Here is a 24,895-nt window from a genome sequence, read left to right on the forward strand (position 1 = left end):
GCCATGCTCCTACACGTGCGCGGCCGGACGATCGCCGGACACCGGCCGGGCCGGCTGCCGGCTCGCCAGCGCCCACCCGGTCAGAGCGGGGGTGGCCAGGCCGACGCCGGCGAAGACCGCCCCGACCGCGAGCCAGCCCGGCACGCCGCGGTCGAGCACCAGCAGCGTGAGCAGAGCCGGACCGAGCGCACGGGACAGGCCGGCCAACATGCCGTCCACTCCCTGGTACGCGCCGATCGCGTCCGGCGGGGCCAGGTCGTACGCCAGACCCGCCCCGGCGGTGCCGTGCCAGAGATCGCCGAACGTGTAGACCACGGTCGCGGCCAGCAGCAGCGTGACCGACGCGGCCGGCGGCAGGCCGGCGGTGGCCGCGTACAGCAGCATCGCCGCGGCCAGCACCAGCCCGGCGCGGCGCATCGAGCGGGCGGCGCGGGTGGCGTCGTCGGCGCCGCGGCTGAGCCGCACCGCGAGCAGCACGGTGAGCACGGTGTTCGTCAGCAGTACCGCCGACACCACCGGCGGTGGCGCCCCGGCCCGGGTCACCGTCCACAGCGGCACCACGAGCGCAAGCAGCGTCCAGTGCAGCGCCAGCACGGCCGACGCGCCGCTGACGGCGAGGAACCGCACGTCCCGCAGTGCCGCGCCGGGCCGGAGCGCGCCGTCCCGGCGCCGACCGCCGGGTCCGCGTCCGCCGCCGGCCGCCGGAGGGTAGGCCGGCAGCCGCAGCAGCAGCGCCGCCGACAGCAGGTAGGTGAGCGCGTTGCCGGCCACCAGCATCTGGTACGCCAGGTGGCTGTCCGCCGCCAGCGCGAACCCGGCCAGCCCGGCCCCCACCGCGATGCCCAGGTTCGCCACGGCACGCAGGGTGGCGAACGCATGGACGCGGCCCTGCGGTCCGGCGACCGCGGCGACCAGCGCCGCGCGGACGGCCAGGTTGCCGGAGGCGAGCAGCATCTCGAGGACCGCCACCGCGAGGAACACCGGGAAGGAACCGACCAGCAGGTACGCCGCGGCGGCGATGGCCTGACCCAGCTGGAGGAGCGCGCGGATCGTACGGGGATCCCGCCGGTCGGCGAGCGCGCCGAGCGGCACGCTGGCGGTGAGCCCCACCAGGCCGGCGAGGGTGAGTCCGGCGCCGACCGAGGCGGGGGAGAGCCCGACGTCCCGGGTCAGGTAGAGCGCGCCGCCGGTGAGCCAGAGTCCGGAGCCGACGGTGTTGGCCAACGTGGCCAGGGACAGCGTGCGCAGCCGTCCGGGCGGCGGGATCGGTGAGAGGCGCGACCAGCGGCTCATTGCGGCACAGGCGGGACGGCCTCGGACACCTCGGTGATCAGTTCGGCGATCCGGTCGCCCCAGTGCGAGGTGATGACCAGGTCCCGGTCGGGGTCGACCCACAGCAGGTGCCGGCCGCCGTTGCCGCGGGCGCAGCGCCCCGTCCATGGTGCGCCGGGCTGCACCTTCCCGGAGTCGTTGCGCCACCAGAGGTAGCCGTAGTCCGGGTTCAGCGGGCACGGCGACCAGGACCGCCGGATCCACTCGGCGCTGAGCAGTCGCCGGCCCCGCCACGCGCCGCCACCCCGGTAGACCTCGCCGAGCAGGGCCAGGTCGGCGGCGGAGATCCAGAGTCCGCCGCCCCAGTGCGCGCCGCCGCTCACCACCGGCACCGGGACGCCGTGGATGTCGACCACGGAGTCCGCGTACCCGTGCCAGGACCAGGACGAGGAGGCGCCGAGCGGGTCGAGCACGGCCTCGTGCAGCACCTCGCCGAGCGGCCGGCGGAACAGCAGGGTCAGCGCCAGGCAGAGCAGGTTCACCCGGACGTCGTTGTACGCCCAGCCGGTGCCGGGCGCCCCCTCCCGTTCGAAGCCCTCGCGGCGGCTCTGCGCGTCCACCCCGGTCGGCTTGCCCCACAGCTCGCCGGTCCAGCCGCTGGTCTGCTGGAGCAGGTGCGCCCAGGTGATTCCCTCGACGCCGAGCCCGGTGAGGAGCGGATGGTCGACGGTGTCCCGCACCGGCGCGTCCGGATCGAGCAGGCCCCGGTCGAAGGCGACCCCGGCGACGGTGGCGACGACCGCTTTGGTGCCGCTGAACAACATCTCCGGCGTCGTCGGATCGCCCCAGGTGGCGAGCACCTCACCCCGGTGCCGGATCACGCCGCTCGCCCCGGTGCCCGGCAGCAGCGGCCCGGTCACCTCCCGGTGTGACTCGTCGGCCACCTGCGCGGCCAGGTAGCGCTCCATGTCGGCGATGCCCTCGGTCACCCGGCCTGCCTGCCGGACGACGGCGGCCCGCACCGCGCCGACATCGACACTCACGTCCCCGTTGACGGTCATGACCTCGACCCTAGACAGGGCGCCGCCGGGCCGACGGCCCCGAACCAGGCGACCGTCGTCACACCGGCGGACGGAAATCCGCTCGCCCGCGCGGACGGGCTCTGTCAGGGTCGGGGCCGTGGAGCGCAGCAGGGCCGCCCGGGTCGACGAGTTGACCGACGTGCAGCGGATCGAGGTGGCCTCCGGCGCCCCGTTCCGGGAGATCGGCATGGCCGACGTCGCCGACATGCCACCGCTGCCGCTGGACGCGTTGGCCGCCGCCCAGCGGGACGGACGCGTCCGGGTGGCGGTCGACCGAACGGACCGGCCGATCGGCTTCGTGGTGGTCGACCTGGTCGACGGCTGCGCGCACCTCCAGCAGCTCAGCGTCGACCCGGCGTACGCGCGCCGGGGGATCGGGCGGGGGCTGCTCGACGAGGTGGCCGGGTGGGCCGCCGGGGCGGGACTGCCGGCGCTGACCCTGACCACGTTCCGTGGCGTGCCGTGGAACGGGCCGTACTACGCCCGCTGCGGGTTTCGCGAGCTGACCGGGGCGGAGGTCACCCCGGGGCTGGCCGGTCTGCTGGCGGCCGAGGCGGCGCTCGGACTGGACCCGGCCGAGCGGATCGCCATGCGCCGGACGGTCGACTGACCAGGCGGCACCTCGCCGAGCGTCGCCCGCCCCGTCCATGGCCGCCACCATCGCGTCCGCGCCACGGCCCGGTTTCGCCTCAGTGGGCGCCGCCGAGATTGAGTACCACCACCCCGGCGATCACCAGTCCCGCGCCGACCACCTTGGCGACACTCAGTGGCTCGCCGAGGAAGGCCGCGCCGATCGCCATGATCGCCGCGGTGCCGAGCCCGGACCAGATCGCGTACGCCACGCCGACCGGGATGTCCTTGACGGTCAGGGAGAGCAGCCCGAACGACGACAGGTACGCGACCGCGACGCCGAGCGTGGGCCAGAGCCGGGTGAAGCCGTCGGTCGCCTTGAGCAGGCTGGTGCCGATCACCTCGGCGGTGATCGCCCCGAGCAGGTAGAGGTAGGCCATGCCCCCATGATCACGCCTGCCCGGCGGTGGTGGCCTCCCGTCGAGCGAGAGGCCACCCACGCCGGTCAGGAGATGGTGCAGGCGGCGCCGTTGAGGGTGATCAGGTTCGGGTTCGGGTTCGGGCCGCCGGCCGTGGCGCCGTTCAGGCCGAAGGTGACCGTGCCGCCTGGCGCGATCCGCGCGTTCCACGACTCGTTCCGGGCGGTGACCGTGGCCCCGGACTGGCTGACCTTCGCCGACCAGTAGCCGCGCACCGTCTGGTCCCCGCTGAACGCCCACCGCACGCTCCACCCGGTCACCGCCGCCGTGCCGGTGTTCCGCACCGTCACCTGGGTGGTGAAGCCGTCCGGCCAGCTCCCGTGGGTGGTGTACGTGACCGCGCAGGTCGGCGCCGGCACGGCCGCCGCGTCGCCCTGGTCGGCGAGGAACGACGCCAGCCACGCCAGCGCGGAGTTCCAGTTGATCGCCACCTCGTTGGTCGCGTACGAGTTGATGTCGTCGACGTAGCAGAACATCGGCGCGCAGCCGGCGAGCAGGTTGGCCGCGTACGGGTCCTGGAGGGCGGCGTTCGGGCCGCCGGCCAGCGAACCGGCCGGTGGGCTCGGCAGGTCCGGATCGAGCTGGTGGGCGAAGATCCGGCTGTGCTGGTTGCGCGCATGCTGCTCGCCCCAGCCGGTCACATAGGACATGTTCAGCGCGTTGCGGCCGAGGAGATAGTCGGCGCTCTGCACCGCCCCGTCCCGGTACCGCGCGTCCCGGCTAAGGTCGAACGCGGTGGCCAGCACGATCGCGTTGTTGACGAGGTTGCTGTTGCTGCCCCAGACGTAGGCGTCGGCCGCGCCGGGCAGCGGCAGCCCGTACGCCTGGTCCCGCAGGGTGGCCAGGTAGCGGTCGGCCGCGGCGGTCACCGAGGCGCGGATCCGGGTCCGCTCGGCGGCCGGCAGGCCGTTGGGCACGGTGGCCAGGTCGAGCCGGCCCAGCGCGGCCACGCTCTGCCAGCCGAAGGCCCCGCCGGCGCCGAAGACGTCGGCGGTGTGCAGCGGCGAGGCGGTGAGGTCGGTCCGGTACGCCGGCTCGCCGGTGGTCAGCCACAGCTCGACCGCCGCCCAGTAGAACTCGTCGGTCACGTTCGTGTCGTCGTAGGCGCCGCCGCCGGTGCCGTCGGCCGCCGAGGCGTGGACGGCCGGGTGGGCCTTGGCGGCCGCGTACGCGGTCTTCGCGGCGGCGCCGCAGCGGGCCGCGAACGTGGCGTCGTACGGGGCGTAGAGGCGGGCGCACTGGGCGGCGACGGCGGCCAGGTTGAGCGTGGCCGCGGTGGACGGCGGGTGCAGCTCGCGGGGCTGCGGGTCGTCCTGCGGGGCGAGCGGCAGCCCGGTCCAGTTCCGGTCGTGGATCTTGTGATGGGCCATCCCGGCCAGCGGTTGACCGGCCGGCACCTGCATGCGCAGCAGGAACTCCAGCTCCCAGCGGGCCTCGTCGAGGATGTCCGGGACCTGGTTGCCCCGCTCGGGCACCCGCAGGGTGGCGTCGCCCAGCCCCGCCCCGCCGCCGGCGCTCTCGGCGGTCCTGGTGCGCTCGTAGGCGTTGAGCAGCTGGTAGGTCGCGATGCCGCCGTTGACCACGTACTTGCCGTGGTCGCCGGCGTCGTACCAGCCGCCGCGCACGTCCAGGGAGTAGTCGCAGACCGTCGGCTGGCAGGGCACGTCGGTGTCGCCCTGGTTGGGCGCCACGCCGAGGTGGCCGGCCGGGCGGGCGTAGCCGGCGCCGATCAGGTCGCCGTCGATCGGGGCGCCGCTGCGCTGGGCGTAGAAGAACTGGAGCGAGTCGGCGCGCAGCCGGTCGTAGAGGCTGCCGGAGATGTCGAACGGGTGGCTGGTCTCCCCGTCGACGACGAGGGTGTAGCCGGTGCCCGGGGTGCGGTACGCGGAGAAGTCGACGGTCTGCACCCGCTGCCCGGACGCCGGGTCGACGCCGCGCGGGGTGGCGGTTCCGCCGGCCACCACGGCCCCGGCGGCCGACCTGAGCTGCCAGGGCAGCGCCTCGGCGGCGTCGGTGACCACGGTCGCGTTCTTCGGCCCGCCGGGCAGGTAGCCCACCTGGTTGACCCGCACCCGCGGCCCGGTGTCCGGCTCGTACGGCGGGGCCGCCTCGCCGCCGCGCAGTGAGACGTCGTCCAGGCAGAACGTCTGCGCCTCGGGGCTCCCGCCGACCTGGAAGATCAGTTGGGCGCCGGGGTTGTCGGCCGGGGCGGTGAACGTCTTTGTGACGTGCTGGGCGGTGGTGGCCGCGGTGGCGTCCACGCTGGCGTACGTCGTGTAGGGGGCGCTGCCGAGCTGGAGCACTGCCCGGACGGCGGTGCCGGGGGTGGCGGAGACGTCGAAGGAGAGTTCGTATTCGGCGCCGGCGGTCAGCGGCACCGCGTCCTGCCCGATGCCGGCGTCCCAGGGGTTGGCCAGGCCGCCGGCGACGGTGGTGCAGAGCCTGCCGTCGGTGACCCCGAGGTCACCGGTGCCGTAGGAGAACCAGGGGGACGTGCCGGCGCTGAAGTCGCCGTTGCGCAGCTGTTCGGGGGCGTCCGGCGGCACCTCGGCACGGGCTGGGCCGGCGGTGCCGCCGGTGAGCGCCAGGGTGGTGGCCGCGGCGAGGGCGGCGAGCCGACGTCGGGGTGGGTTCACGGAGGTTCCTTCCGTGCGCAGGGGGACGGGTTGGAGCTGGGAGCGCTCCCAATTCCAGGCCGATGTTTCCAGCGCGTTCCCCCGCTGTCAATCGATCCGGTTCGATGGCCTCGCGCCGCCGCGGACAGTGAGATTCGCCGCGCCACGTAGCATGGTCCTGATCTCCTAGAGACAACCGAGCCCTTCAACTGGCAGGCTGCGTCCCATGACCCTGAAGCTTCGTTCCGTCGGGGCGAGCGACCGTGGGCTGATCCGCAGTGGCAACCAGGACGCCCAGCACGCCGGCAACTGGCTCGTCGCCGTCGCCGACGGCATGGGTGGCATGGCCGCCGGTGACCTGGCCAGCCGCATCGCGATGGACGCGTTCGCGCCGCTGGACGTGGAGACCCCCGAGGACGCGCTGGTCGCCGCCCTCCAGGGCGGCATCGAGCTGGCCACCGCGGGGATCCGGCAGGCGGTCGAGGAGGATCCGGAACGCCAGGGCATGGGCACCACCCTCACCGCGCTGCTGTTCGCCCGCACCGGCAGCTGCCTGGCGCTGGCCCACGTCGGGGACTCCCGCGCCTACCTGTTCCGGGAGGGCGTGCTGAAGCAGGTGACCCGGGACGACACCTTCGTGCAGATGCTGGTCGACCAGGGCGTGATCACTGCCGAGCAGGCGAGCAGCCACCCCCGCCGGGCCGTGGTGACCCAGGCGTTGCAGGGCGACGAGGTCTCCCCGACCTACGCGACGATGGTGCCCTGGGCCGGCGACCGTTGGCTGCTGTGCAGCGACGGGCTCTCCAACGTGGTGCGCCCCGACACCCTCGCGGAGGTGCTCGGCGGCTACCCGGAGCGGGAGGCGTGCGCGGCCAAGCTGATCGACCTGGCGCTGCGGGCCGGCGGCCCGGACAACGTCACCGTGGTGATCGCCGACGTGGTCGACGAGTAGCCGGGGGTCAGCGCCGGCGCGGGCTGGCGCGGCGGGTCGGCTCGGCGCTGGTCGGGTCCTCCGGCCACGGGTGGCGGGGATAGCGCCCGCGCAGCTCCGCCCGCACCTGCGGATAGCCGGTCCGCCAGAACGAGGCCAGGTCGGCGGTGACCGCCACCGGCCGGCCGGCGGGGGAGAGCAGGTGCAGCAGCACCGGCACCCGGCCGTCGGCGATCCGCGGCGCGGCCCGCCAGCCGAACGTCTCCTGGAGCTTCACCGCCAGCACCGGGGCGGCCGGGTCGGCGTAGTCCAGCCGGATCCGCGAACCGCTGGGCACCGGGAGCCGCTCCGGCGCCAGCTCGTCCAGCCGGGCGGCCTGCCGCCAGTCCAGCAGCCGGCGCAGCGCCGTCGCCACGTCGACCCGGGCCAGGTCCGCCCGGCGGCGCGCGCGGGCCAGCTCGGGGCCAAGCCAGATCGGTGCGGCGGCGAGCAGTGCGGCGTCGGAGACGTCCGGCCATTCGTCGCCGAGCGCCTGCCGGCAGAAGGCCAGCCGCCGGCGCAGGGCGGTGGCCTCCGGCGTCCAGGTTAGCAGGGTCAGGCCGTCCTGGCGCAGCCCGGCGAGCACCGCCTCGGCGAGCCGCGAAGGATCGGGCGCGGCGAGGGGGCGGTCGACCAGCTCGATGGCGCCGAGCCGGACCACCTCCCGGGCCACCACGTCCCCGCCGGACCAGCCGACCTCGCGGGCGGCGCGCAGCAGCGGCCCGCCGGCCTCGCGGGCGGTCGCCTCGTCGACCGGGGTGGCCAGCCGGACCCGGGCGGTCGGCGCGCCGGGGGAGCGGTCGGCCACGGCGATCGCGAGCCACGCCGACCCCGCCAGCCCCGACCCGGCCGCCAGCTCCGCAGCGGTCCCACCGGCCATCAGGTACGCGGACCCGCCGGCCCGCCGCACCCGCGCCAACCGCTCCGGGTACGCCAGCCCCACCAGCAGCCCCGCGGCCAGGTCGTCGGGCAGGCGCTCCCGCCCGGGGTGCCCCGCGGTCCCGTCGTCGCTCTGGCGGTCGCGCCCGGAGCGGCGGGGGGCCAGGTCGTCGGGCAGGGCGGCGCGCAGGCGGCGTACCTCGGCACGCCAGCGGGCGGTGGCGGCCGGGTCGGCGCCGCCGCGCAGCCGGCGCCACAGCGCCGTGAGGTCGTCCCCGGCACCGCCCAGCGTCTCCTCGGCGATCAGCGCCACCACCTCGGCGGCCCGGTCGGCGCCGACCCGCTGCGCCCCGTCGAGCAGCGCGCGGGCCAGCCGGGGGTGCGCACCGGCGGCCGCGATGGCCCGCCCCCGTGCGGTGATCCGGCCGTCCGCGTCGACCGCGCCGAGCGTGGTCAGCGTGTCCCGGGCGACGGCCAGCGCGGCCGGCGGCGGGGGATCGGGCAGCGCCAGACCGACCCCGTCCGGCGTGCCCCAGGCGGCCAGTTGCAGCGCGAACCCGGTCAGGTCGGCGGAGGCGATCTCCGGTTCGGGCTGCGGGGCGAGCCGGGCGTGGGTCGCCTCCGACCAGCACCGGTAGACCGCCCCCGGCGCCTCCCGCCCGGCCCGGCCGGCCCGCTGGGTGGCCGCCGCCCGGGACACCGGCACGGTCACCAGCGCGCCCAGCCCACGGGCCAGGTCGGTGCGGGCCACCCGGCTCAACCCGGCGTCCACGACGACGCGTACCCCGGGCACGGTCAGGCTGCTCTCCGCCACGGCGGTCGACAGCACCACCCGCCGCCGCCCCGGCAGCGGTGTGAGCGCCGCGTCCTGCGCGGCGCCGGGGAGCCGGCCGTGCAGGGGCAGCACGGCGACCGCGTCGCGCAGGTCGGCCAGGCGGCCCGCGACGGCGGCGATCTCGCCGGCGCCGGGCAGGAAGACCAGCACGTCCCCGGCGCGCTCGCGCAGCGCCCGGCGCACCGTCGCCGCCACGTGGTCCAGCAGCGCCCGGTCGACCCGCCCCGCGCCGGGAGCGGCGACCGGGCGGGGCGGCGGCGCCCAGATCCGGTCCACCGGGTGCAGGGCGGCCTCGGCCCGGACCACCGGCGCGGGAGCGCCCCCGCCGAGCAGCGCGGCGAACCGGTCCGCCTGCGGGGTGGCCGACATGGCCAGCAGCCGCAGGTCCGGCCGGAGCGTGCCGCGGGCCTCCACGGTGAACGCCAGCGCCAGGTCGGCGTCGAGCTGCCGCTCGTGGCACTCGTCGAGCAGCACGGCGCCGACGCCGGGCAGCTCGGGGTCGTGGTGCAGCCGGCGGACCAGCAGGCCGGTGGTGACCACTTCGATCCGGGTACGCGGACCGACCCGGCGCTCGCCGCGCACCGCGTACCCGATCCGGTCGCCGACCTTCTCGCCGAGCACGGCGGCCATCCGGTGGGCGGCGGCCCGGGCGGCCACCCGGCGGGGCTGGGCGATCACGACCCGGCCGGGAACCTCGTCGGCCACCGCCAGCGGCGCCAGGGTGGTCTTGCCGGTGCCCGGGGGCGCCACCAGGACCGCCGCGCCGGCCGCGTCCAGCGCCTCGACCAGCGCCGGCAGGACCGGCCGGACCGGCAGGTCCAGGGAGACGTCGGAGAGCACGGACCCACTCTCGCACCCCCGGCCGGGCGGCCGGCGCGGGGTCCTGTTCGACTTCTCACATTGACCGTGACCGTTTCCTCGCGTGGAGTGACGGTCATGGCGATGATGGCGTACGACGAACCCTCGGCCGCCGCCTTCGCGGCGACCCGGCACATGCCGGCCGACGGCCTGGCGAGCTGGCGCGCCGCGGTGTCCCGGCACCTGCCCGTCGGACCCGGGGACCGGGTGCTCGACGTGGGGGCGGGCACCGGCACGTGGGCCGCCGCCTTCCGGGACTGGTACGGGGTGGACGTGGTGGCGGTCGAGCCGGCGGCGGCGATGCGGGCCCGCTCGGCGTACCCGGGCATGGTGGCCGGGCGGGCGGAGGCGCTGCCCCTCGCGGCGGCGGGCCTGGACGGCGCGTGGCTGTCCACGGTGGTGCATCACCTGCCCGACCTGCCGGCGGTCGCCGCCGAGCTGCGCCGGGTGCTGCGGCCCGGCGCGCCGGTGCTGATCCGGTCGGTCTTCGCCGGTCGGGGCGGGGGCGTCACGCTGTTCCGCTGGTTTCCGGAGGCGCTGCGGGTGCTGGAGGGCTATCCCTCGGTGGCCGAGGTCTGCGCGGCGTTCGAGCCGGCCGGGTTCGCCCCGGTGGCGCTGGAGCCGGTGCCGCAGGTCAGCGCCCGCTCGCTGCGGGCGGCGGCCGACGGGCTGCGGCGCGCGGCGCACACCCCGCTGGTGCTGCTCGACGACGCCGACTACGACCGGGGGGTGCGCCGGCTGCGCGAGGCGGCGCAGCGGACCCCGCACGCTCCGGTGGTCGACGCGCTGGACCTGCTGGTGCTGCGCTGAACACGGAACGGCCCGGCCGGCGCACCGCCGACCGGGCCCGAGTGGTCGTCATACGGTGGCCGGGCCCGCCGACCCGGCCACCGCCGCCACCCCCTAGTACGTTCCGTCGAGCTGCCCGCGCAGCTTCGTCAGCGCCCGGGCCAGCAGCCGGGACACGTGCATCTGCGAGACGCCGATCTGCTCGGCGATCTGCGACTGGGTCAGGTTGCCGTAGAAGCGCAGCGTGAGGATCTTCTGCTCGCGCTCGTCGAGCGTGGCCAGCGCCGGCCCGAGGGCGACCCGCAGTTCGGCCAGCTCGAACTCGCCGTCCTCGCCGCCGAGCATGTCGCCCAGCTCGGTGGCCCGGTCGCCGTCGCCGGTCGGGGTGGACAGCGACACCGCGTTGTAGGCGCGGGCGCCCTCCAGGCCCTCCAGGACCTCTTCCTCGGTGAGCTTGAGGTGGCCGGCGATGTCGGCGACCGTCGGGGAGCGGCCGAGGGTCTGCAGCAGGGTGCTGTTGGCGTCGGAGATGGCCAGCCGCAGCTCCTGGAGGCGACGCGGCACCCGGATGTCCCAGGTGCGGTCGCGGAAGTGGCGCTTCAGCTCGCCGATGATGGTCGGGATGGCGTAGCCGGCGAAGTCGACGCCGCGGGACGGGTCGAACTTGTCGATCGCCTTGATCAGGCCGACGGCGGCGGTCTGCGCCAGGTCGTCGGTGGGCTCGCCCCGGCCGCTGTAGCGGTGGGCGAGGTGGTTGGCGAGAGGCAGCCAGGCCTCGATCGCCCGGTCGCGCAGCGCGGCGCGCGACGGGTGGTGGGCGGGAAGCGCCGCCATCGCGTTGAGCAGGTCGGCGGCGCTGTCGGTGAGCGCCCGCGGGTCGAGCTTCTCGGGGGTGGACGGCGTTGTCGTCGCCGGCTCGCTGATCGTGTGCGCGGTCATGGGTGGTCCTCCCTGCACCTCGTCCGCGAAACAAAAAGACGTGACGCTTCGGTTTAGCTTCAGTTAGGCCGTTCGGAAGTCACCTTAGCCTGATCAGCCGGAGGAAATCTAGCCGAAAGTACGATGTACTTAAGTGGTGTCACGGCATAAAGAGCCTGAATCGGGGCAGAAGCCCTCGGATGGCCGACCGGCGCGGTGGGGCGAGGCGGCCGGGTCCGGCTGACCGGACGGACGATGCCCCGGGCCGACCGGTCAACGTGAAACCCGACAGTTGGCTCACACTGTCGCCTTTCCGTCCTTGTCCCGCAGACGGGACCGCCCGTAGCGTCCAGGTGTACACGTCTACGGAGGCACCGTGCTGGATCCCGCCGCTCCGCAACTCGTCGTCAACGCCCGGACCCTGCTGTTCAGCTGGCTCCCGGCGGACCCCGACGCGGTCGCGGCGCTCGTCCCGGCCGGTCTCCGCCCGCGCCCCGACCACCAGGTGTTCCTCTGCCAGTACGTGGTGGACGACGAGACCCAGACCTCCGGCTTCGGCGCGTACTCGCTCACCTTCCTCGGTGTCTCACTCGCGGACATGGAGCCGCCCGACGGCGATGCACCCGGCGGCTGGTGGACGCACTACCTCGCCTCCAGCCCGCGGGTCCGCCAGTACGCGTCCGCCCGCGGCGCCCCGGCCATGCCGGGGGAGACCCTGGTCGACGTCCGGGGCGGGCGGCTCACCGCCGAGACGTGGGCCGACGGGCGGCCGCTCATCCAGGTCACCGCCGGGGTCGGGCACACCGGCACCGAGGCGCACAACGGCCACCACCGCTACCTGACCGCACGCGACGGCGAGCTGATCGTCGCCGACTACCCGTACGTGGCCGAGCCGGTGTCGCCGTTCGAGGTCGAGTCGGTGGAGTTCCTCGCCCCGGAGCACCCGGTCTACGCGCTCCGGCCGGCCAACCCGCTACAGGTCTGCTGGGGCTTCTACTCGCCCCGGGTGTCGTTCGCGTACCCGGCCCGGCCGAACGCGCTGGACGAGCCGCTGCCCACCGGCGAGCCGGTCGCGGCGGCTCACCAGGTGCCGGCGCGCCGGGCCCGCAGCGGCCTGCCGTCCGGGTCGTAGACCAGCCGGTACGCCGGCAGCGCCCAGAGCCGGGTACGCCAGGGCAGCCGCTCCGGCCGGTGCGGTCGCAGCCGCCCCGGCGGTCGGGGCCCGACGCGCCCGGACTCGTGCCACCGCTCCAGCTCCGCCGCCGCCGCGGTGATCGCCTCGACCGCGTCCGCCGGATCGAGCAGGTCGCGGTCGTCCCCGCCGTCCGGGTCCCGGTCCAGGTGCTCCCGCCACAGCCGCAGCCGCAGCTCCCGGGCGAACACCCGGGCGCCGTCGCCCAGGCCGGCCGGGTCGGTGGGGGCCCGTTCGTCCCGGGTGTCGTCCAACACGGCGCAGGACAGCTCGCTGTCATGGGTCCACGAGCGGCGGTTGAAGTTGTCGCTGCCCACGCTGGCCCAGACGTCGTCCACCACGCAGACCTTCGCGTGCACGTAGACCGGGGTGCCCTCGTGGTTCTCCACGTCGAAGACGTGCACCCGGTCGGGGGCGGCCTCGTTGCAGAGCGCGAGGGCCTGCGACCGGCCGACCATGTTCGGTGGCAGCGCCAACCGGCCGTCCACGTCCGGGTGCCGGGGCACGACGGCCACCAGGTGCAGCTCCGGTTGCTCGCGCAGGGCCCGGGCGAAGAGGTCGGCCACCTCGGTCGACCAGAGGTACTGGTCCTCCAGGTAGATCAACCGGCGGGCCCGGCGGACCGCCTTGGTGTAGCCGCGGGCCACCGTCCGCTCGCCGTCCGGGGCGAACGAGTAGCGCGGGCGGACCGCCGGGTAGGTGCGCAGCACCTGGACGTGGTGCGGCCCGCAGGGCGGCGGGTCGGCGGGCTGCTCAGGCAGCGGGTCCGGGCTCAGGTCCGAGCCGCGCAGCCGGTCCCGCAGGTAGGCCATCGGGTTCTCCGAGTCCAGCGGCATGGGGTCGGTCCACCGCTCCCGGAAGGTGGTGTCCAGCGCGCCGACCACCGGGCCGCGGAGCGCGAGCTGGACGTCGTGCCAGGGCGGGTGCGGGCCGTACCGCGGGGACATGGCGACCGCCTGCGGGTCGCCGGCGTGCGCCGCGTCGTCCCGCCGGCTGTGGCAGAGGTCGATCCCGCCGGCGAACGCGATGTCCCGCTCCGGGGCGCCGGGGCGGCGCAGCACCACCAGCTTCTGGTGGTGCGAGCCGCCGCGGCGGACCCGCTGGTCGAGCAGCACCTCCCCGCCGGCGGCGCGGATCACCTCGCTGAGGTCGCGGTTCTCCTCCTCGCTGTAGGCGAGCGCGTCGAGGTGGGAGCGCCAGATCAGGCCCTTGACGACCACCCCGCGCTGGGCGGCCCGGGCGAACAGTTGCACCACGGTCGGGCCGTCCGGCCGCATCCGCTCGTCCGGGTCGCCGCGCCAGTCGGTGAAGAAGAGATGGTCGCCGGCCTGGAGGTGTTCCACCTCACTGACCAGCCGGTCGAAGTACGCGCCGCCGTGAATCAACGGCTCGACGAGGTTTCCGCTCGTCCAGACGGGTAACTCAGACCGTGGGTTGGCGCGTTCCTGTGCGGAGAGGAACCAGTCCTGCATCGCCACGTTCCAGCCTCCCGAGGTCGACATCGTCCTCACGGTAGGACCCCCGGCACGGCACCGCACGCCGACCGACCCAGGTCGCGGGGTGCTCGGGCGGGGGTGCGCCGGACCCCTGGATCGCAAACCGAGGAGGCCACAGCATGCCCGCCGAGACGCAGAACACCGTGACCGAATACCGCGAGCAGGCGGTGGAGGGGGAACGGGGTGCGCTGGTGGCGGTCCTGTTGATGGTGATCCTCGGGGTGGCCGGCATCTTCGCCGTCTCCTGAGACCGGCGACGGGCGCCCCGGGGAACCGGGACGCCCGTCGGATCAAGCGGTCAGGGGCGATCGCCTTCGCCGCCGCTGTGCGGCAGCCGCTCGGCCGGGATCACCCCGAGCCGGCCGGCCTGGTAGTCCTCGACCGCCTGGATCAGCTCGGCCCGGGTGTTCATCACGAACGGGCCGTAGTGCGCCACCGGCTCGCGGATCGGCTGGCCGCCCATGATGTAGAGCTCCAGCGCCGGGGTGTTGGCGTCCTGCCGCGCGTCCGCGGTGACCCGCAGCGCGTCGCCCGGCCCGTGCACGGCGAGCTGGCCGAGGTGGACCGGCCGCCCGTCGGTGCCCACCGTGCCCCGGCCGGCCAGCACGTAGACCAGCGCGTTGAAGTCCGGCCGCCAGGGCAGGTTCAGCTCCGCCCCGGGCTGGAGCGTCACGTGCGCGATGGTGATCGGGGTGTGGGTCGAGCCGGGGCCCTGGTGCCCGGCGATCTCGCCGGCGATCACCCGGATCAGCGCGCCCCCGTCGGGCGTGGTCAGCAGCGCCGACTCCTTGCCGCGGATGTCCTGGTAGCGCGGCGGGTTCATCTTCGCCACCCGGGGCAGGTTGACCCAGAGCTGGAGGCCGTGGAAGAGCCCGCCGCTCATCACCAGGTGCTCCGGCGGCGCCTCGATGTGGAGCAGGCCGCGACCCGCGGTCATCCACTGGGTGTCGCCGTCGGTGATGGTGCCGCCGCCGCCCTGCGAGTCCTGGTGGTCCATGATCCCGTCGATCATGTAGGTCACCGTCTCGAAGCCCCGGTGCGGGTGCCACGGGGTGCCCTTCGGCTCGCCCGGGGCGTAGTCGACCTCGCCCATCTGGTCGAGGTGGATGAACGGGTCCAGCTCGGTCATGGGGACCCCGGCGAAGGCGCGGCGGACCGGGAAGCCCTCACCCTCGTAGCCGCTCGGCGCGGTGGTCAACCGGCGGACCGGGCGGTAGCTGGTGGATTCGCCGAGCTCCGGCAGGCGGGGCAGGACGAGGACGTCGTCGACGGTGATCGCGGGCATCTCGGGACTCCTTACTTGTCGGCCGGGGTGGACGACGCGTTGCGGTCGGCGCCGAGGCGCCGGCCGAGCCGCTCGAAGACCCGGGTGAGGCAGGCGATCTCGGCGTCGTCGAGGTCGTCCATCAGGTGGGTGCGCACGGAGCGCAGGTGGTGCGGCGCGGCCTCGCGCAGGGTCAGCAGCCCGGCGGCGGTGAGCACCGCCTCGCTGCCGCGCCGGTCGTCCGGGCAGGACTCCCGGGCCACCAGGCCGCGCTTCTGCATCGAGGAGATCTGGTACGTCAGCCGGCTCGGCGAGAACACCAGCCGGCCGGCCAGCTCGCCCATCCGCAGCCGCTGCCCGGGCGCCTCGGAGAGCAGCACCAGCACGTGGTAGTCGGCGAAGCTCAGCTCGCTGTCGGCGCGCAGGTCGTCCTCGAGCTGGGTGAACAGCCGCTGGCTCGCCTCGATGTAGGCGCGCCAGCAGGCCAGCCGCTCGGGGTCCAGGCTCTCCGTCATGCCACGAGACTAGCACTCTTTAAAATTTAAACAAGCCTCCTGCATCGGAGGTGAGCCGCACGACAGTGGTGCTACACACCGGGAAATTCCGAATCTGAACCGCTGGGTGTCGGCGGCCCCGGTTAGGGTCGGAGGGTGGACGATCTCGACGTGCAGGACTGGCGTGAGCGGGTGGCCCGGCTCTACCTCTCCGACCTCGACCTGGCCGGCTTCCGGGCGGCCCGGGACGAGCTGTTCCGCAGCCACCCCAGCAGCCCCCTGCCGGCCGCCGACCGACCGGGCTTCACCGGGCTGCGCTGGTTCCCACCCGACCCGGCGGCCGTGGTCGAGGCGCCCCTGCGCCCCGCCTCGGGCACCGAGAGCATCGACACCGGCGGGCCCGACGGGGTGGTGCGGTACCGGCGGGTGGCGGTCGCCGAGACGCCCTGGGGGCCGCTCACCCTGTGGTGGATCGAGGCGTACGGGGGCGGGCTGTTCCTCCCGGTGCGCGACGCCACCTGCGGCGCCGAGGCCTACGGTGGCGGGCGCTACCTCACCGACACGGTGAAGGGGACCTTCGGGCGCGGCCTGACCGTGCTGCCCGGCAACCGGGTCCGGCTCGACGCCAACTACCTCTACAACCCGAGCTGCGCCTACGACGACCGGTGGGCCTGCCCGCTGGCCCCGCCGGAGAACCGGGTCGACGTCCCGATCCGCGCCGGCGAGCGGTCCTACCACTGACGCGGTGACGCCCCGGCGCGACGGGGCGCGCCGGGGCGTCGGGCTCGACCGGTCAGCGGGCGGTGGCGCCGGTCGGGGTCAGGTGCATCCGGCCGAGCAGCTGCCGGGCCTGGTCGGCCAGTTCGGCGTCCACGGTGACCGCGTACTGGCTGGCCCGCAGCGCGCTGGCCGAGGTGAAGTCGCGCTGGCCCCCGGTCATGGCGTGGGCCACCGCGCCGAACACGGCGCCCCAGATCGCGCCAATCACCAGGCCCACCAGGATCACCGCGAGCCAGTTCCCCGCGGTAAAGATGCCGAAGAGCAACCCAATGAACAGGCCGAACCAGGCGCCGGTGCCCGCACCCACCAGGGCGGCCCGGCCCGTGGTCAGCCGGCCCATCACGGTCTCGACGAGAGTGAGGTTCGTCCCGACGATCGCGGTCCGTTCCACCGGGAACCGGTTGTCGGCCAGATAGTCCACCACCCGCTGGGCGGACGGATAGTCCGGATACGACCCGATCGTGACGGTCGGCGGGCCGGCCTGCGGCCCGTGTCCGTCCCCGCTGGGCGGCGACGGGCGACCGCTCGGACCGGACGGGAGGTTGTCGCTGCCCGGCATCCCGGGCCGCCAGGCCGCGGTCGGACTCGAGGAACTGGTCATGAGCATCCTCCTTCGTCAACCCGCCGCGTTCCCACCCCCGTCGGGCGGTAACGCGCCCGTCCGGACCGATGGCGGCGCATGGCGACCGCCGGGCCGGGTAGCCAACCCCGTGCGGACCGGACGGATCAGCGAGCACGGCTTCCTCGCCGACGGGCACAGCGCCGCCCTCGTGGACCGGGCCGGCGCGGTCAACTGGTGGTGTCCGCCCCGCTTCGACGCGCCGTCCGTGTTCGGCCGGCTGCTCGACGACGCGGCCGGGCACTGGAGCATCCGGCCCGCGGGCGAGTTCACCAGCACCCGGTCCTACCTGGACGACACGCTCGTGCTGCGTACCGTCTTCACCACCGCGACCGGGACGGCGGCCGTCACCGACGCCCTGGCGCTGGAGCCCGGCGCGCGCGGGCACGGGATCGGGCGGCGGTCGCCGCGGGTGCTCGCCCGGGTCGTCGAGGGGCTCACCGGCGAGGTGCCGATGCGGGTCGACTACGCGCCCCGCTTCGAGTACGGGCGGGTCAACGCCTACCTCACCGACACCGACGGGGTGATCGGGGCGACGGCCGGCGCGTGCCGGCTGGAGCTGCGCGCCAACGTGCCGCTGACCTGCGGCGAGGGCGCCGCGTCCGGGACGTTCACCGCCCGCGCCGGCAGCGCCCACCACTTCACCCTCGGGTACGCCCCGACCTACCGGGGCGGCGCGCCGGCGCTGCCCGACGCCGACCAGGTGCTGGCCGACACCGTCGCCGGCTGGCGGTCCTGGGCCGACCTGCACGACTACCACGGCGACTACCGCGAGATGGTCCGCCGCAGCGCGATGATGGTGCAGGGGATGACCTACGGGCCCAGCGGGGCGGTCGTCGCGGCGGCCACCACCTCGATCCCCGAGGAGCTGGGCGGCGACCGCAACTACGACTACCGGTTCGTCTGGCTCCGCGACTTCAGCCTCACCCTCCAGGCGCTCTGGCTGGCCGCCTGCCCGGACGAGGCCGATCGGCAGTTCAGCTGGGTGGCCCGGGCGATGGGCCGGATCGACGACGAGCCGGTGCCGATCATGTACGGCGTCGAGGGCGAGCGGGACCTCACCGAGCACCGCCTCGACCACCTCGCCGGGTACGCCGGCAGCCGGCCGGTCCTGATCGGCAACGACGCCTGGCAGCAGCGGCAGTCCGACGTGCTGGGCGAGGTCCTCGACGCGGCGTGGTTGATGCGCCACTACCTCGACCCGATGTCGGCCGACGTGCGGCACATGCTGCACGCTCTCGCCGACCAGGCGGTGCGGCAGTGGCACCGGCCCGACGCCGGGATGTGGGAGGCGCGCGACATCGAGCGGCACTACCTGTCGTCCAAGGTGCAGTGCTGGACGGCGCTGGACCGGGCCGTCCGGTTCGGGCCCCGGATCGGCGAACCCGCCGACGTGGCGCGCTGGGCGGCCGCCCGCGACGAGGTGCGCGCGGCGGTGCTCGACCGGGGCTGGAGCGACCGGGTCGGGGCGTACACCGGCGCGTTCGACTCCGACGAGCTGGACGCCTCGGTCCTGATCATGCCGCTGGTCGGCTTCCTGCCGGCCGACGACCCGCGGATGCGCGCCACGATGGACGTGGTCGAGCGCCGGTTGTCCCGCAACGGCCTGCTGCGCCGCTGGAACGACGACCCGGCGGGCTTCCTGATCTGCTCGTTCTGGCTGGCCGCCGGCCTGGCCGAGGCCGGTGAGCTGGACCGGGCGCGGCAGCTGTTCGCGCAGCTCGCCGCGCAGGTCAACGACCTCGGCCTCTATGCGGAGCAGATCGATGAGACCACCGGTGAACAGCTGGGCAACTTCCCGCAGGCCTTCTCGCACATCGGCCTGATCAACGCCGCGGGCCGGATCACCGCGGCCGCCGAGCGGCTCGGCGGCCGGACCGACCAAGCGGCCGTGCCGACCGGCGCGGCCACCACGGAGGGAGTACGCGGATGACCGGACGTCTGGCGGGGAGGACCGCCCTGATCACCGGCTCGGACTCGGGTATCGGCCAGGCCACCGCCATCGAGTTCGGCCGCGAGGGCGCCGACGTGGTGGTGCACTACCTGCACGACCACGCCGGGGCGAACCACACCCGGGCCGAGATCGAGAAGTCCGGCCGGCGGGCCGTGGTGGTGCAGGGCGACATCAGCGTCGAGCACCAGGTCGAGGCGATGTTCGACGAGGCCCTCGCGGAGTTCGACCGGCTGGACATCCTGATGAACGACGCGGGAGTGGACGCCTCCGGCATCCCGGTCGCCGACCTCGACACCGAGACCTGGGACCGGTGCATCCGCACCAACGTCTACGGGGCCTTCTTCTGCTCCCGCCGCTTCGTCCGGCACCGGCGCGACCAGGGCGGCGGTGGGCGGATCATCAACATCACCTCGATCCACCAGGAGGTCGCCCGGGCCGGCGGCGCCGACTACGACACCAGCAAGGGCGCCGTGCTGGAGTTCGCCAAGAGCCTGGCGCTGGAGGTCGCCCCGATGCGCATGAACGTCAACAACATCGGGCCCGGCATGGTGCTCACCCCGTTCAACCAGCGGGCCATCGACGACCCGAAGTACCTGGAGGAGCAGGTGCAGAGCATCCCCTGGAAACGGGCCGCGCAGCCGTCGGAGATCGCCAAGTTGGCCGTCTTCCTGGCCAGCGACGACGCCGAGTACGTGACCGGCTCGACGTACTTCATGGACGGCGGCCTGATGCAGAACCAGGGTCAGGGCGCCTGAACCCGGCGCTCAACCGACCGCGGCGGCGGGGCGCCCGCGCGACAGCGGGCCCCGGTGGCGGGCAGGATCGGGGGATGGAGCTGGTCATCATGGCCGACACGCACGTGCCGAAGCGGGCGCGCGACCTGCCCGCGCCGCTCTGGGCGGCGGTCGAGGCCGCCGACGTGGTGCTACACGCCGGCGACTGGGTGGACGTGTCCCTGCTGGACGCCCTGGTGGCCCGGTCCCGCCGGCTGGTCGGGGTGTACGGCAACAACGACGGGCCGCCGCTGCGCGCCCGGCTGCCCGAGGTGGCCCGGGTCGAGCTGGGCGGGCTGCGGGTCGCCGTCGTGCACGAGACTGGGCCGAAGACCCGCCGGGAGGAGCGCTGCACCGCCGCCTTCGGTGACTGCGACCTGCTGGTGTTCGGGCATTCCCACATCCCGTGGGACAGCGTGGCCCCGGGCGGCCTGCGGCTGCTCAACCCCGGCTCACCCACCGACCGGCGGGCCCAGCCGCACGCGACCTACCTGACCGCACGGGTGGCGGCGGGGCGGCTCGACCGGGTCGAGCTGCACCGCCTGCCCCCGCGCTGAGTCAGCGGCCGCGACCGGTCTCCGCCTGGAGCTCGTCGATCCGGCGGGACGCCTCGGCCTTGGTCAGCCCGTCCGGCACCTCCTCGCCCGCCTCCCGGGCCAGGGTGTGCAGGTACGACTCCTGCGCCGCGGTCGGCGGCTCATCGCCGGTGACCCAGTCGTCCGGGTCCTTGACGGCGGCGTCCGGGTTGACGGGGTCCGTGCTGCCGTTGCTGCGGTCGGCCATGATGATCACCTCTCCTCGAACAGGTGTACCACTACCCCCGTCGCACGGTCTTCATGCCGGTCGCCGCCTACGATCATCTGCGTGACTGCGGACCGGGCGGGTGTGGTGGTGGTCGGCGCGGGCATCGCCGGGGTGGCCTGCGCGACCGAGCTGGCCCGGGCGGGCATCCCGGTGGAGGTCCGGGAACGGGCCCGGGTGACCGGCGGGCGGATGGCCAGCCGGCGTTTCGAGGGCCGCCCCGCCGACCTGGGCCCCGCCTACTTCACCGTCGACGACCCGGACTTCGCCGCGGTGGTCGACGGGTGGCGGGCCGCCGGCCTGGCCCGGGAGTGGACCGACACGCTCGTCGCGTACGGGCCGCGGGGGCGCGAGGAGGTGGCCGGCCCGGTGCGCTGGTCCGCCCCGCGCGGGCTCCGCTCGCTGGTGGAGCACCTGGCCGGGGACCTGCCGGTGGCGCACAACCGCCTGGTCATGACCGTCGAGCCGGGCCCCCGCGTGGACGGGCGGGCCGCCGAGGCGGTCGTGCTGGCCATGCCAGGCCCGCAGGCCGCCCTGCTGCTCGACCCCGCGCTGGCGGCGGCCACCCGCGCGGTGGCGGCCCAGCGCTGGTCCTCCGCGCTGGCCGGGGTCCTGCGCTTCCCGGCCCGCCGCTGGCCGGACTTCCGGGGCGCGTTCGTCAACGGGCATCCGGTGCTGAGCCTGGTCTGCGACGACGGCGACCGGCGCGGCGACGGTGCCCCGGTGCTGGTCGCGCACACCACCTCCGAGTTCGCTTCCGGGCACCTGCTCCAGCCCACCGCCGCCGGCCCGGCGATCGAGCAGGCCGTCCGCGACCTGTTCGGCCTGCCCGAGCCGGCCGAACTGACCCACGTGCACCGCTGGACGTACGCGAAACCGGCCGCCGGCGGCGACGGCACCTACCACCTGGACGACGACGGGATCGGCCTGGCCGGCGACGCCTTCGGGCGGCCGCGGGTGCAGGGCGCCTGGCGCTCCGGCCGGGACCTGGGCCGCGCCCTGGCCGCCCGACTGCTCGCGGACCGTGTCTGACCGGTGCCACTGCGCGCAGGCGGCTCGTCACCCACGGGTACCCTTCGCCGGGGAGGTGTACGGGCAGTGAACGGCGCCGGCGGTCGGCCGGGAGACGGCAGGACCGGCGTCGACCGGTCGCCGTTCCCGGAGGGCGGGCTGCGCCACGACGCCCTGTTCTACGCCGACGACCGGGACTACCGCGCCGCCGTCGCCGAGTTCGTCGAGGCCGGACGGGCCGCCGGCGAGCCGGTGCTGGTCGCCGTGCCCACTGGCCGGCTGTCCCTCGTCCGGCCGCTGCTCGATCCGCTCGACGGTGTCGACCTGGCCGACATGGCGGTGATCGGGCGCAACCCGGCGACCATCATCGCGACCACGCTGCGTGATTTCGTCCACCGGTTCCCCGGCCGCCGGGTCCGCGTCGTCGGCGAGTCGCTCTGGCCCGGCCGGCGCCCGGCCGCGCACCGGCACTGCGTCGAGCACGAGGCCATGATCAATCTCGGTCTCACCGACCGTCCCCTCACCATGCGCTGCCTGTTCGACCGGTCCCGGCTGCCGGCCGGGACGCTGGCCGACGTCGCCCGGACCCACCGCTGGCTGGTCAGCGGGGGAGTGGCCCGGCCCAGTGCCGGCTACCGGCCGCCCCGGGCGGTGCTGCGCCGGCTGGCCCGCCCGCTGCCCCCGCCGCCCGACGGCGCGCACGCCGAGCCGGTCCGAGCGGAGGGCCTCGGGGCGCTGCGTGCGGCGGTGGCCGCCGTCGCCGAGGCCGCCGGGCTCGCCGCGGAACGGATCGACGACCTGCGGATCGCTGTGACCGAGCTGGCCTCCAACGCGCTCACCCACGGCGCCGGGCCTGCCACCGCGCGGTGCTGGGCCGCCGCGGGCGACCTCATCTGCGAGGTGAGCGGCCCGGGCGAGCTGGCCGATCCCCTGGCCGGCCGGATCCCGCCGCCGGTGACCGGCGTGCGCGGCCGGGGGCTGCTGCTGGTGCACCGGCTCTGCGACCTGGTGGACGTGCACGTCGCCGACGGGGTGACCACCGTGCGGCTGTGCCTGGAGCTGCCGGCCGCCCGGGTGCCGGCGCAGCGGTCAGCCCCGGACGCCGTCCAGGGCGGGTTCGTCCGCCCGGCCACCCTCTGAGGCCTCCCGCGTCCGCTCGCCCGCCCGGTCGAGCAGTTGCATGACCGGGGTGGCGGCGATCCCGTGCACCACGACCGAGACCACCACGACCAGGCCGACCGTGGCCCAGACCAGCTCGGCCTGCGGGAAGTCCGTGCTGCTGGTGGCGTACGCCAGGTAGTAGAACGAGCCGACGCCGCGGATGCCGAACAGTGCGATCACCCAGTGCTCGGCCGGGCGGCCCGGCGCGCCCCGCAGCGACAGCCAGCCGGCCAGCGGCCGGATCACGAACACGAGGGCCAGCCCGACCAGGGCCGCCGGCCAGGTCAGCGGGGCGAGCAGTCCGCCGATCACCGCGCCGCCGAAGAGCAGCAGCAACAGCACGGTGAGCAGCCGCTCGACCTGCTCGGCGAAATCGTGCAGCACGGAGTGGAACTCGTGGGTGCGTTCCGCGGCCCGGATCGCCCGGGCGGCCACGAAGACGGCCAGGAAGCCGTACCCGCCGACCACCTCGACCAGCCCGTACGCCAGGAAGGTCGCGGCGAGGGCGAGGAAGCCCTCGGCGTGCCGGGCCAGCCGCAGGTTGCTCGGGGCCCGGAAGAAGAGCTTGCCGAGCAGCCAGCCGATGAGCAGCCCGCCGCCCACCCCGACGGCGAGCTTGTAGAGCACGTCGACGGCGAGCCAGTGGGCCAGCCAGTCCGCCGGGGCGAGGCTGGTGGTGGCGATCGCGATGGCCGCGTACACGAAGGGGAAGGCCAGCCCGTCGTTCAGCCCGGCCTCCGAGGTGAGCGCGAAGCGCACCTCGTCCTCCGAGTCCTCCACGTCGGTCGGCTCGCCCACCTGCACGTCGGAGGCGAGCACCGGGTCGGTCGGGGCGAGCGCGGCGCCCAGCAGCAGCGCCGCGGCCGGCACCAGGCCGGCCCACCACCAGCCGAGCACCGCCACCGCGGCGATGCACAGCGGCATGGCGACGGCCAGCAGCCGCCAGGTCGACGACCAGCGTGCCCAGCTCAACGGCCGGTCGATCTTGAGACCGGCACCCATCAGCGCGACGATCACGCCGACCTCGGTGAGGTGGGTGGTCAGCTCCGGCCAGCGCAGCGGATCCGGGGTCGGCAGCCCCGTGGGCAGCACGAAGACCAGCATGCCGAGGCCGAGGAACGCGATCGGCATCGACAGCGGCCGGCGTTCCAGCACCCGGGGCAGGATCCCCGCCAGCAGCGCACCGACGCCCAGCAGCGCGAACGCGACATCGACCGGTTCCACGGCACCACCCTTCCGCCAGCCCACGGAGCGGGCAGGTGGTCACCAGTGCCCCGAAGCGATGCCGGCTATGCCTCCGTGTCCGTCTTCTCGCCGGTGGGACCGGTCACTGTGTCACCGGCGCGGCGCGGCGCGCGAACCGCCCTCGCCGGATCGGTGAGGGCGGCGATCGCGCTGTCGGCGAGGCCGTCCAGCAGGGCGGCCGGGTCGTCGTAGACGGCGACCGCGCCCGAGCCCGCCAGCTCGCCGCGGCTGGTGCCCCCGCAGGTCAGGCCGATGCAGGGCACGTCCAGCTTGCCGGCCGCGGCGACGTCCCAGACCGAGTCGCCGACGAACACCACCCGCTCGGCGGCCAGCCCCGACTGGGCCAGCGCCGCCGCCAGGATGTCCGGTGCCGGCTTGCTCTCCTCCGCGTCCGCCGAGGAGGTGACCGTGTCGATCACGTCGTCGGCGTCGAGGACGGCCCGCAGGGCGGCCACCTCGTGCTCGGCCGCCGAGGTGGCCAGCACCACCCGCAGCCCTCGGGCCGCGCAGGCGCGCAGCAGGTCCACCGCCCGGGGCAGCGGCACCAGCCGCTCCCAGTACTCGGCGTACAGCGCGTCGTGCGTGTCGCGCAGCTTGCCGTCCGCGTCCCGATTCCGCTCCGCGCCGAGCAGGTGGTCGAGGAGCTTGTCCGAACCCATCCCGATGGCCCGGTGGATCCGCGCCATCGGCACCCGGTGGTCACCCTGGCGGAGCGCCTCCCACCAGCTCACCGTGTGCAGGTACGTGGTGTCGACCAGGGTGCCGTCCACGTCGAAGAGGACGCCACAGCGGTTGTCGTCAGGCATGGCACCCTCCTACCCGCCCGGGTCGCCGCCGA

24 protein-coding genes are annotated in these 24,895 nt (G+C 75.0%); 11 read left to right on the plus strand and 13 right to left on the minus strand.

Annotation, left to right across the window (positions count from 1 at the left end; all coding sequences use genetic code 11):
• Positions 1 to 9: 9 nt before the first annotated feature.
• On the minus strand, positions 10 to 1,293 hold the full coding sequence (locus ACFYPD_RS19340) for an MFS transporter (protein ID WP_387115023.1): 1,284 nt from the start codon (positions 1,291 to 1,293) through the stop codon (positions 10 to 12).
• Complete coding sequence (locus ACFYPD_RS19345; RefSeq protein ID WP_387115026.1) at positions 1,290 to 2,333, minus strand: serine hydrolase domain-containing protein; 1,044 nt, start codon at positions 2,331 to 2,333, stop codon at positions 1,290 to 1,292. Before ACFYPD_RS19345 ends, ACFYPD_RS19340 begins: the two co-directional genes overlap by 4 nt.
• On the opposite strand from ACFYPD_RS19345, the gene ACFYPD_RS19350 reads away from it, so the two are divergent.
• Positions 2,332 to 2,964 (plus strand): GNAT family N-acetyltransferase, encoded by a 633-nt coding sequence (locus ACFYPD_RS19350; protein ID WP_387115030.1) that lies wholly within the window; start codon positions 2,332 to 2,334, stop codon positions 2,962 to 2,964. The genes ACFYPD_RS19345 and ACFYPD_RS19350 overlap by 2 nt on opposite strands.
• A gap of 79 nt (positions 2,965 to 3,043) precedes the next feature.
• Here ACFYPD_RS19350 and ACFYPD_RS19355 read toward each other — a convergent pair whose 3' ends face one another.
• Both ACFYPD_RS19355 and ACFYPD_RS19360 read right to left on the minus strand, forming a co-directional pair.
• Positions 3,044 to 3,364: a DMT family transporter gene (locus ACFYPD_RS19355; protein WP_387115033.1), complete on the minus strand. Its 321-nt coding sequence runs from the start codon at positions 3,362 to 3,364 to the stop codon at positions 3,044 to 3,046.
• 65 nt (positions 3,365 to 3,429) lie between these two features.
• Positions 3,430 to 6,039, minus strand: coding sequence for a glycoside hydrolase family 9 protein (locus ACFYPD_RS19360; protein ID WP_387115036.1), 2,610 nt, complete (start codon positions 6,037 to 6,039; stop codon positions 3,430 to 3,432).
• Between the two features lie 205 nt (positions 6,040 to 6,244).
• On the opposite strand from ACFYPD_RS19360, the gene ACFYPD_RS19365 reads away from it, so the two are divergent.
• On the plus strand, positions 6,245 to 6,970 hold the full coding sequence (locus ACFYPD_RS19365) for a PP2C family protein-serine/threonine phosphatase (protein ID WP_387115039.1): 726 nt from the start codon (positions 6,245 to 6,247) through the stop codon (positions 6,968 to 6,970).
• Positions 6,971 to 6,977: 7 nt separating this feature from the next.
• Here ACFYPD_RS19365 and hrpB read toward each other — a convergent pair whose 3' ends face one another.
• Positions 6,978 to 9,542, minus strand: coding sequence for an ATP-dependent helicase HrpB (gene hrpB / locus ACFYPD_RS19370; protein ID WP_387115041.1), 2,565 nt, complete (start codon positions 9,540 to 9,542; stop codon positions 6,978 to 6,980).
• A gap of 96 nt (positions 9,543 to 9,638) precedes the next feature.
• Between hrpB and ACFYPD_RS19375 the strand changes: the two genes are divergently transcribed.
• Entirely contained in the window at positions 9,639 to 10,370 is a 732-nt protein-coding gene (locus ACFYPD_RS19375; RefSeq protein ID WP_387115044.1) for a class I SAM-dependent methyltransferase, read from the plus strand.
• A gap of 93 nt (positions 10,371 to 10,463) precedes the next feature.
• On the opposite strand, the gene ACFYPD_RS19380 is transcribed toward ACFYPD_RS19375, so the two are convergent.
• Positions 10,464 to 11,288, minus strand: coding sequence for a SigB/SigF/SigG family RNA polymerase sigma factor (locus tag ACFYPD_RS19380; RefSeq protein WP_387115047.1), 825 nt, complete (start codon positions 11,286 to 11,288; stop codon positions 10,464 to 10,466).
• A gap of 355 nt (positions 11,289 to 11,643) precedes the next feature.
• On the opposite strand from ACFYPD_RS19380, the gene ACFYPD_RS19385 reads away from it, so the two are divergent.
• Entirely contained in the window at positions 11,644 to 12,399 is a 756-nt protein-coding gene (locus tag ACFYPD_RS19385; RefSeq protein ID WP_387115050.1) for a hypothetical protein, read from the plus strand.
• Here the strand turns inward: ACFYPD_RS19385 and ACFYPD_RS19390 are convergent.
• Positions 12,348 to 13,937, minus strand: coding sequence for a phospholipase D family protein (locus ACFYPD_RS19390; protein ID WP_387115602.1), 1,590 nt, complete (start codon positions 13,935 to 13,937; stop codon positions 12,348 to 12,350). The two genes, ACFYPD_RS19385 and ACFYPD_RS19390, sit on opposite strands and share 52 nt — an antisense overlap.
• Positions 13,938 to 14,074: 137 nt before the next feature.
• Between ACFYPD_RS19390 and ACFYPD_RS19395 the strand changes: the two genes are divergently transcribed.
• Positions 14,075 to 14,203: a hypothetical protein gene (locus ACFYPD_RS19395; protein ID WP_387115053.1), complete on the plus strand. Its 129-nt coding sequence runs from the start codon at positions 14,075 to 14,077 to the stop codon at positions 14,201 to 14,203.
• Positions 14,204 to 14,253: 50 nt separating this feature from the next.
• On the opposite strand, the gene ACFYPD_RS19400 is transcribed toward ACFYPD_RS19395, so the two are convergent.
• Complete coding sequence (locus ACFYPD_RS19400; RefSeq protein ID WP_387115055.1) at positions 14,254 to 15,240, minus strand: pirin family protein; 987 nt, start codon at positions 15,238 to 15,240, stop codon at positions 14,254 to 14,256.
• Between the two features lie 11 nt (positions 15,241 to 15,251).
• A complete protein-coding gene (locus tag ACFYPD_RS19405; RefSeq protein ID WP_387115058.1) occupies positions 15,252 to 15,734 on the minus strand; it encodes a MarR family winged helix-turn-helix transcriptional regulator in 483 nt (160 codons plus the stop codon).
• A gap of 135 nt (positions 15,735 to 15,869) precedes the next feature.
• On the opposite strand from ACFYPD_RS19405, the gene ACFYPD_RS19410 reads away from it, so the two are divergent.
• A complete protein-coding gene (locus ACFYPD_RS19410; RefSeq protein WP_387115061.1) occupies positions 15,870 to 16,454 on the plus strand; it encodes a DUF1684 domain-containing protein in 585 nt (194 codons plus the stop codon).
• A gap of 52 nt (positions 16,455 to 16,506) precedes the next feature.
• Here the strand turns inward: ACFYPD_RS19410 and ACFYPD_RS19415 are convergent, their stop codons facing one another.
• On the minus strand, positions 16,507 to 17,094 hold the full coding sequence (locus ACFYPD_RS19415; protein WP_387115064.1) for a general stress protein: 588 nt from the start codon (positions 17,092 to 17,094) through the stop codon (positions 16,507 to 16,509).
• Positions 17,095 to 17,203: 109 nt separating this feature from the next.
• Here ACFYPD_RS19415 and ACFYPD_RS19420 point away from each other — a divergent pair, with 109 nt between their 5' ends.
• From ACFYPD_RS19420 to ACFYPD_RS19430, 3 genes are all read left to right on the plus strand, one after another.
• Positions 17,204 to 19,045 carry a glycoside hydrolase family 15 protein gene (locus ACFYPD_RS19420; RefSeq protein ID WP_387115067.1) on the plus strand — a complete coding sequence of 614 codons (1,842 nt, stop codon included), beginning with the start codon at positions 17,204 to 17,206 and terminating at the stop codon, positions 19,043 to 19,045.
• Positions 19,042 to 19,821 carry a glucose 1-dehydrogenase gene (locus ACFYPD_RS19425; RefSeq protein WP_387115070.1) on the plus strand — a complete coding sequence of 260 codons (780 nt, stop codon included), beginning with the start codon at positions 19,042 to 19,044 and terminating at the stop codon, positions 19,819 to 19,821. Before ACFYPD_RS19420 ends, ACFYPD_RS19425 begins: the two co-directional genes overlap by 4 nt.
• A 74-nt stretch (positions 19,822 to 19,895) precedes the next feature.
• On the plus strand, positions 19,896 to 20,396 hold the full coding sequence (locus tag ACFYPD_RS19430; protein ID WP_387115073.1) for a metallophosphoesterase family protein: 501 nt from the start codon (positions 19,896 to 19,898) through the stop codon (positions 20,394 to 20,396).
• Between the two features lies 1 nt (position 20,397).
• On the opposite strand, the gene ACFYPD_RS19435 is transcribed toward ACFYPD_RS19430, so the two are convergent.
• A complete protein-coding gene (locus ACFYPD_RS19435) occupies positions 20,398 to 20,622 on the minus strand; it encodes a DUF3072 domain-containing protein (RefSeq protein WP_387115076.1) in 225 nt (74 codons plus the stop codon).
• Positions 20,623 to 20,724: 102 nt separating this feature from the next.
• On the opposite strand from ACFYPD_RS19435, the gene ACFYPD_RS19440 reads away from it, so the two are divergent.
• Positions 20,725 to 21,672, plus strand: coding sequence for an NAD(P)/FAD-dependent oxidoreductase (locus ACFYPD_RS19440; protein ID WP_387115605.1), 948 nt, complete (start codon positions 20,725 to 20,727; stop codon positions 21,670 to 21,672).
• 66 nt (positions 21,673 to 21,738) lie between these two features.
• Positions 21,739 to 22,791 carry an anti-sigma factor RsbA family regulatory protein gene (locus ACFYPD_RS19445; protein WP_387115079.1) on the plus strand — a complete coding sequence of 351 codons (1,053 nt, stop codon included), beginning with the start codon at positions 21,739 to 21,741 and terminating at the stop codon, positions 22,789 to 22,791.
• Here ACFYPD_RS19445 and ACFYPD_RS19450 read toward each other — a convergent pair.
• Positions 22,741 to 24,036, minus strand: coding sequence for a cation:proton antiporter (locus ACFYPD_RS19450; RefSeq protein WP_387115082.1), 1,296 nt, complete (start codon positions 24,034 to 24,036; stop codon positions 22,741 to 22,743). The genes ACFYPD_RS19445 and ACFYPD_RS19450 overlap by 51 nt on opposite strands.
• A 65-nt stretch (positions 24,037 to 24,101) precedes the next feature.
• Positions 24,102 to 24,863 (minus strand): HAD family hydrolase, encoded by a 762-nt coding sequence (locus tag ACFYPD_RS19455; RefSeq protein ID WP_387115085.1) that lies wholly within the window; start codon positions 24,861 to 24,863, stop codon positions 24,102 to 24,104.
• Positions 24,864 to 24,895 lie beyond the last annotated feature (32 nt).

It is taken from the genome of Micromonospora sp. NPDC005299 (assembly GCF_042872345.1).
Lineage (GTDB): Bacteria > Actinomycetota > Actinomycetes > Mycobacteriales > Micromonosporaceae > Micromonospora.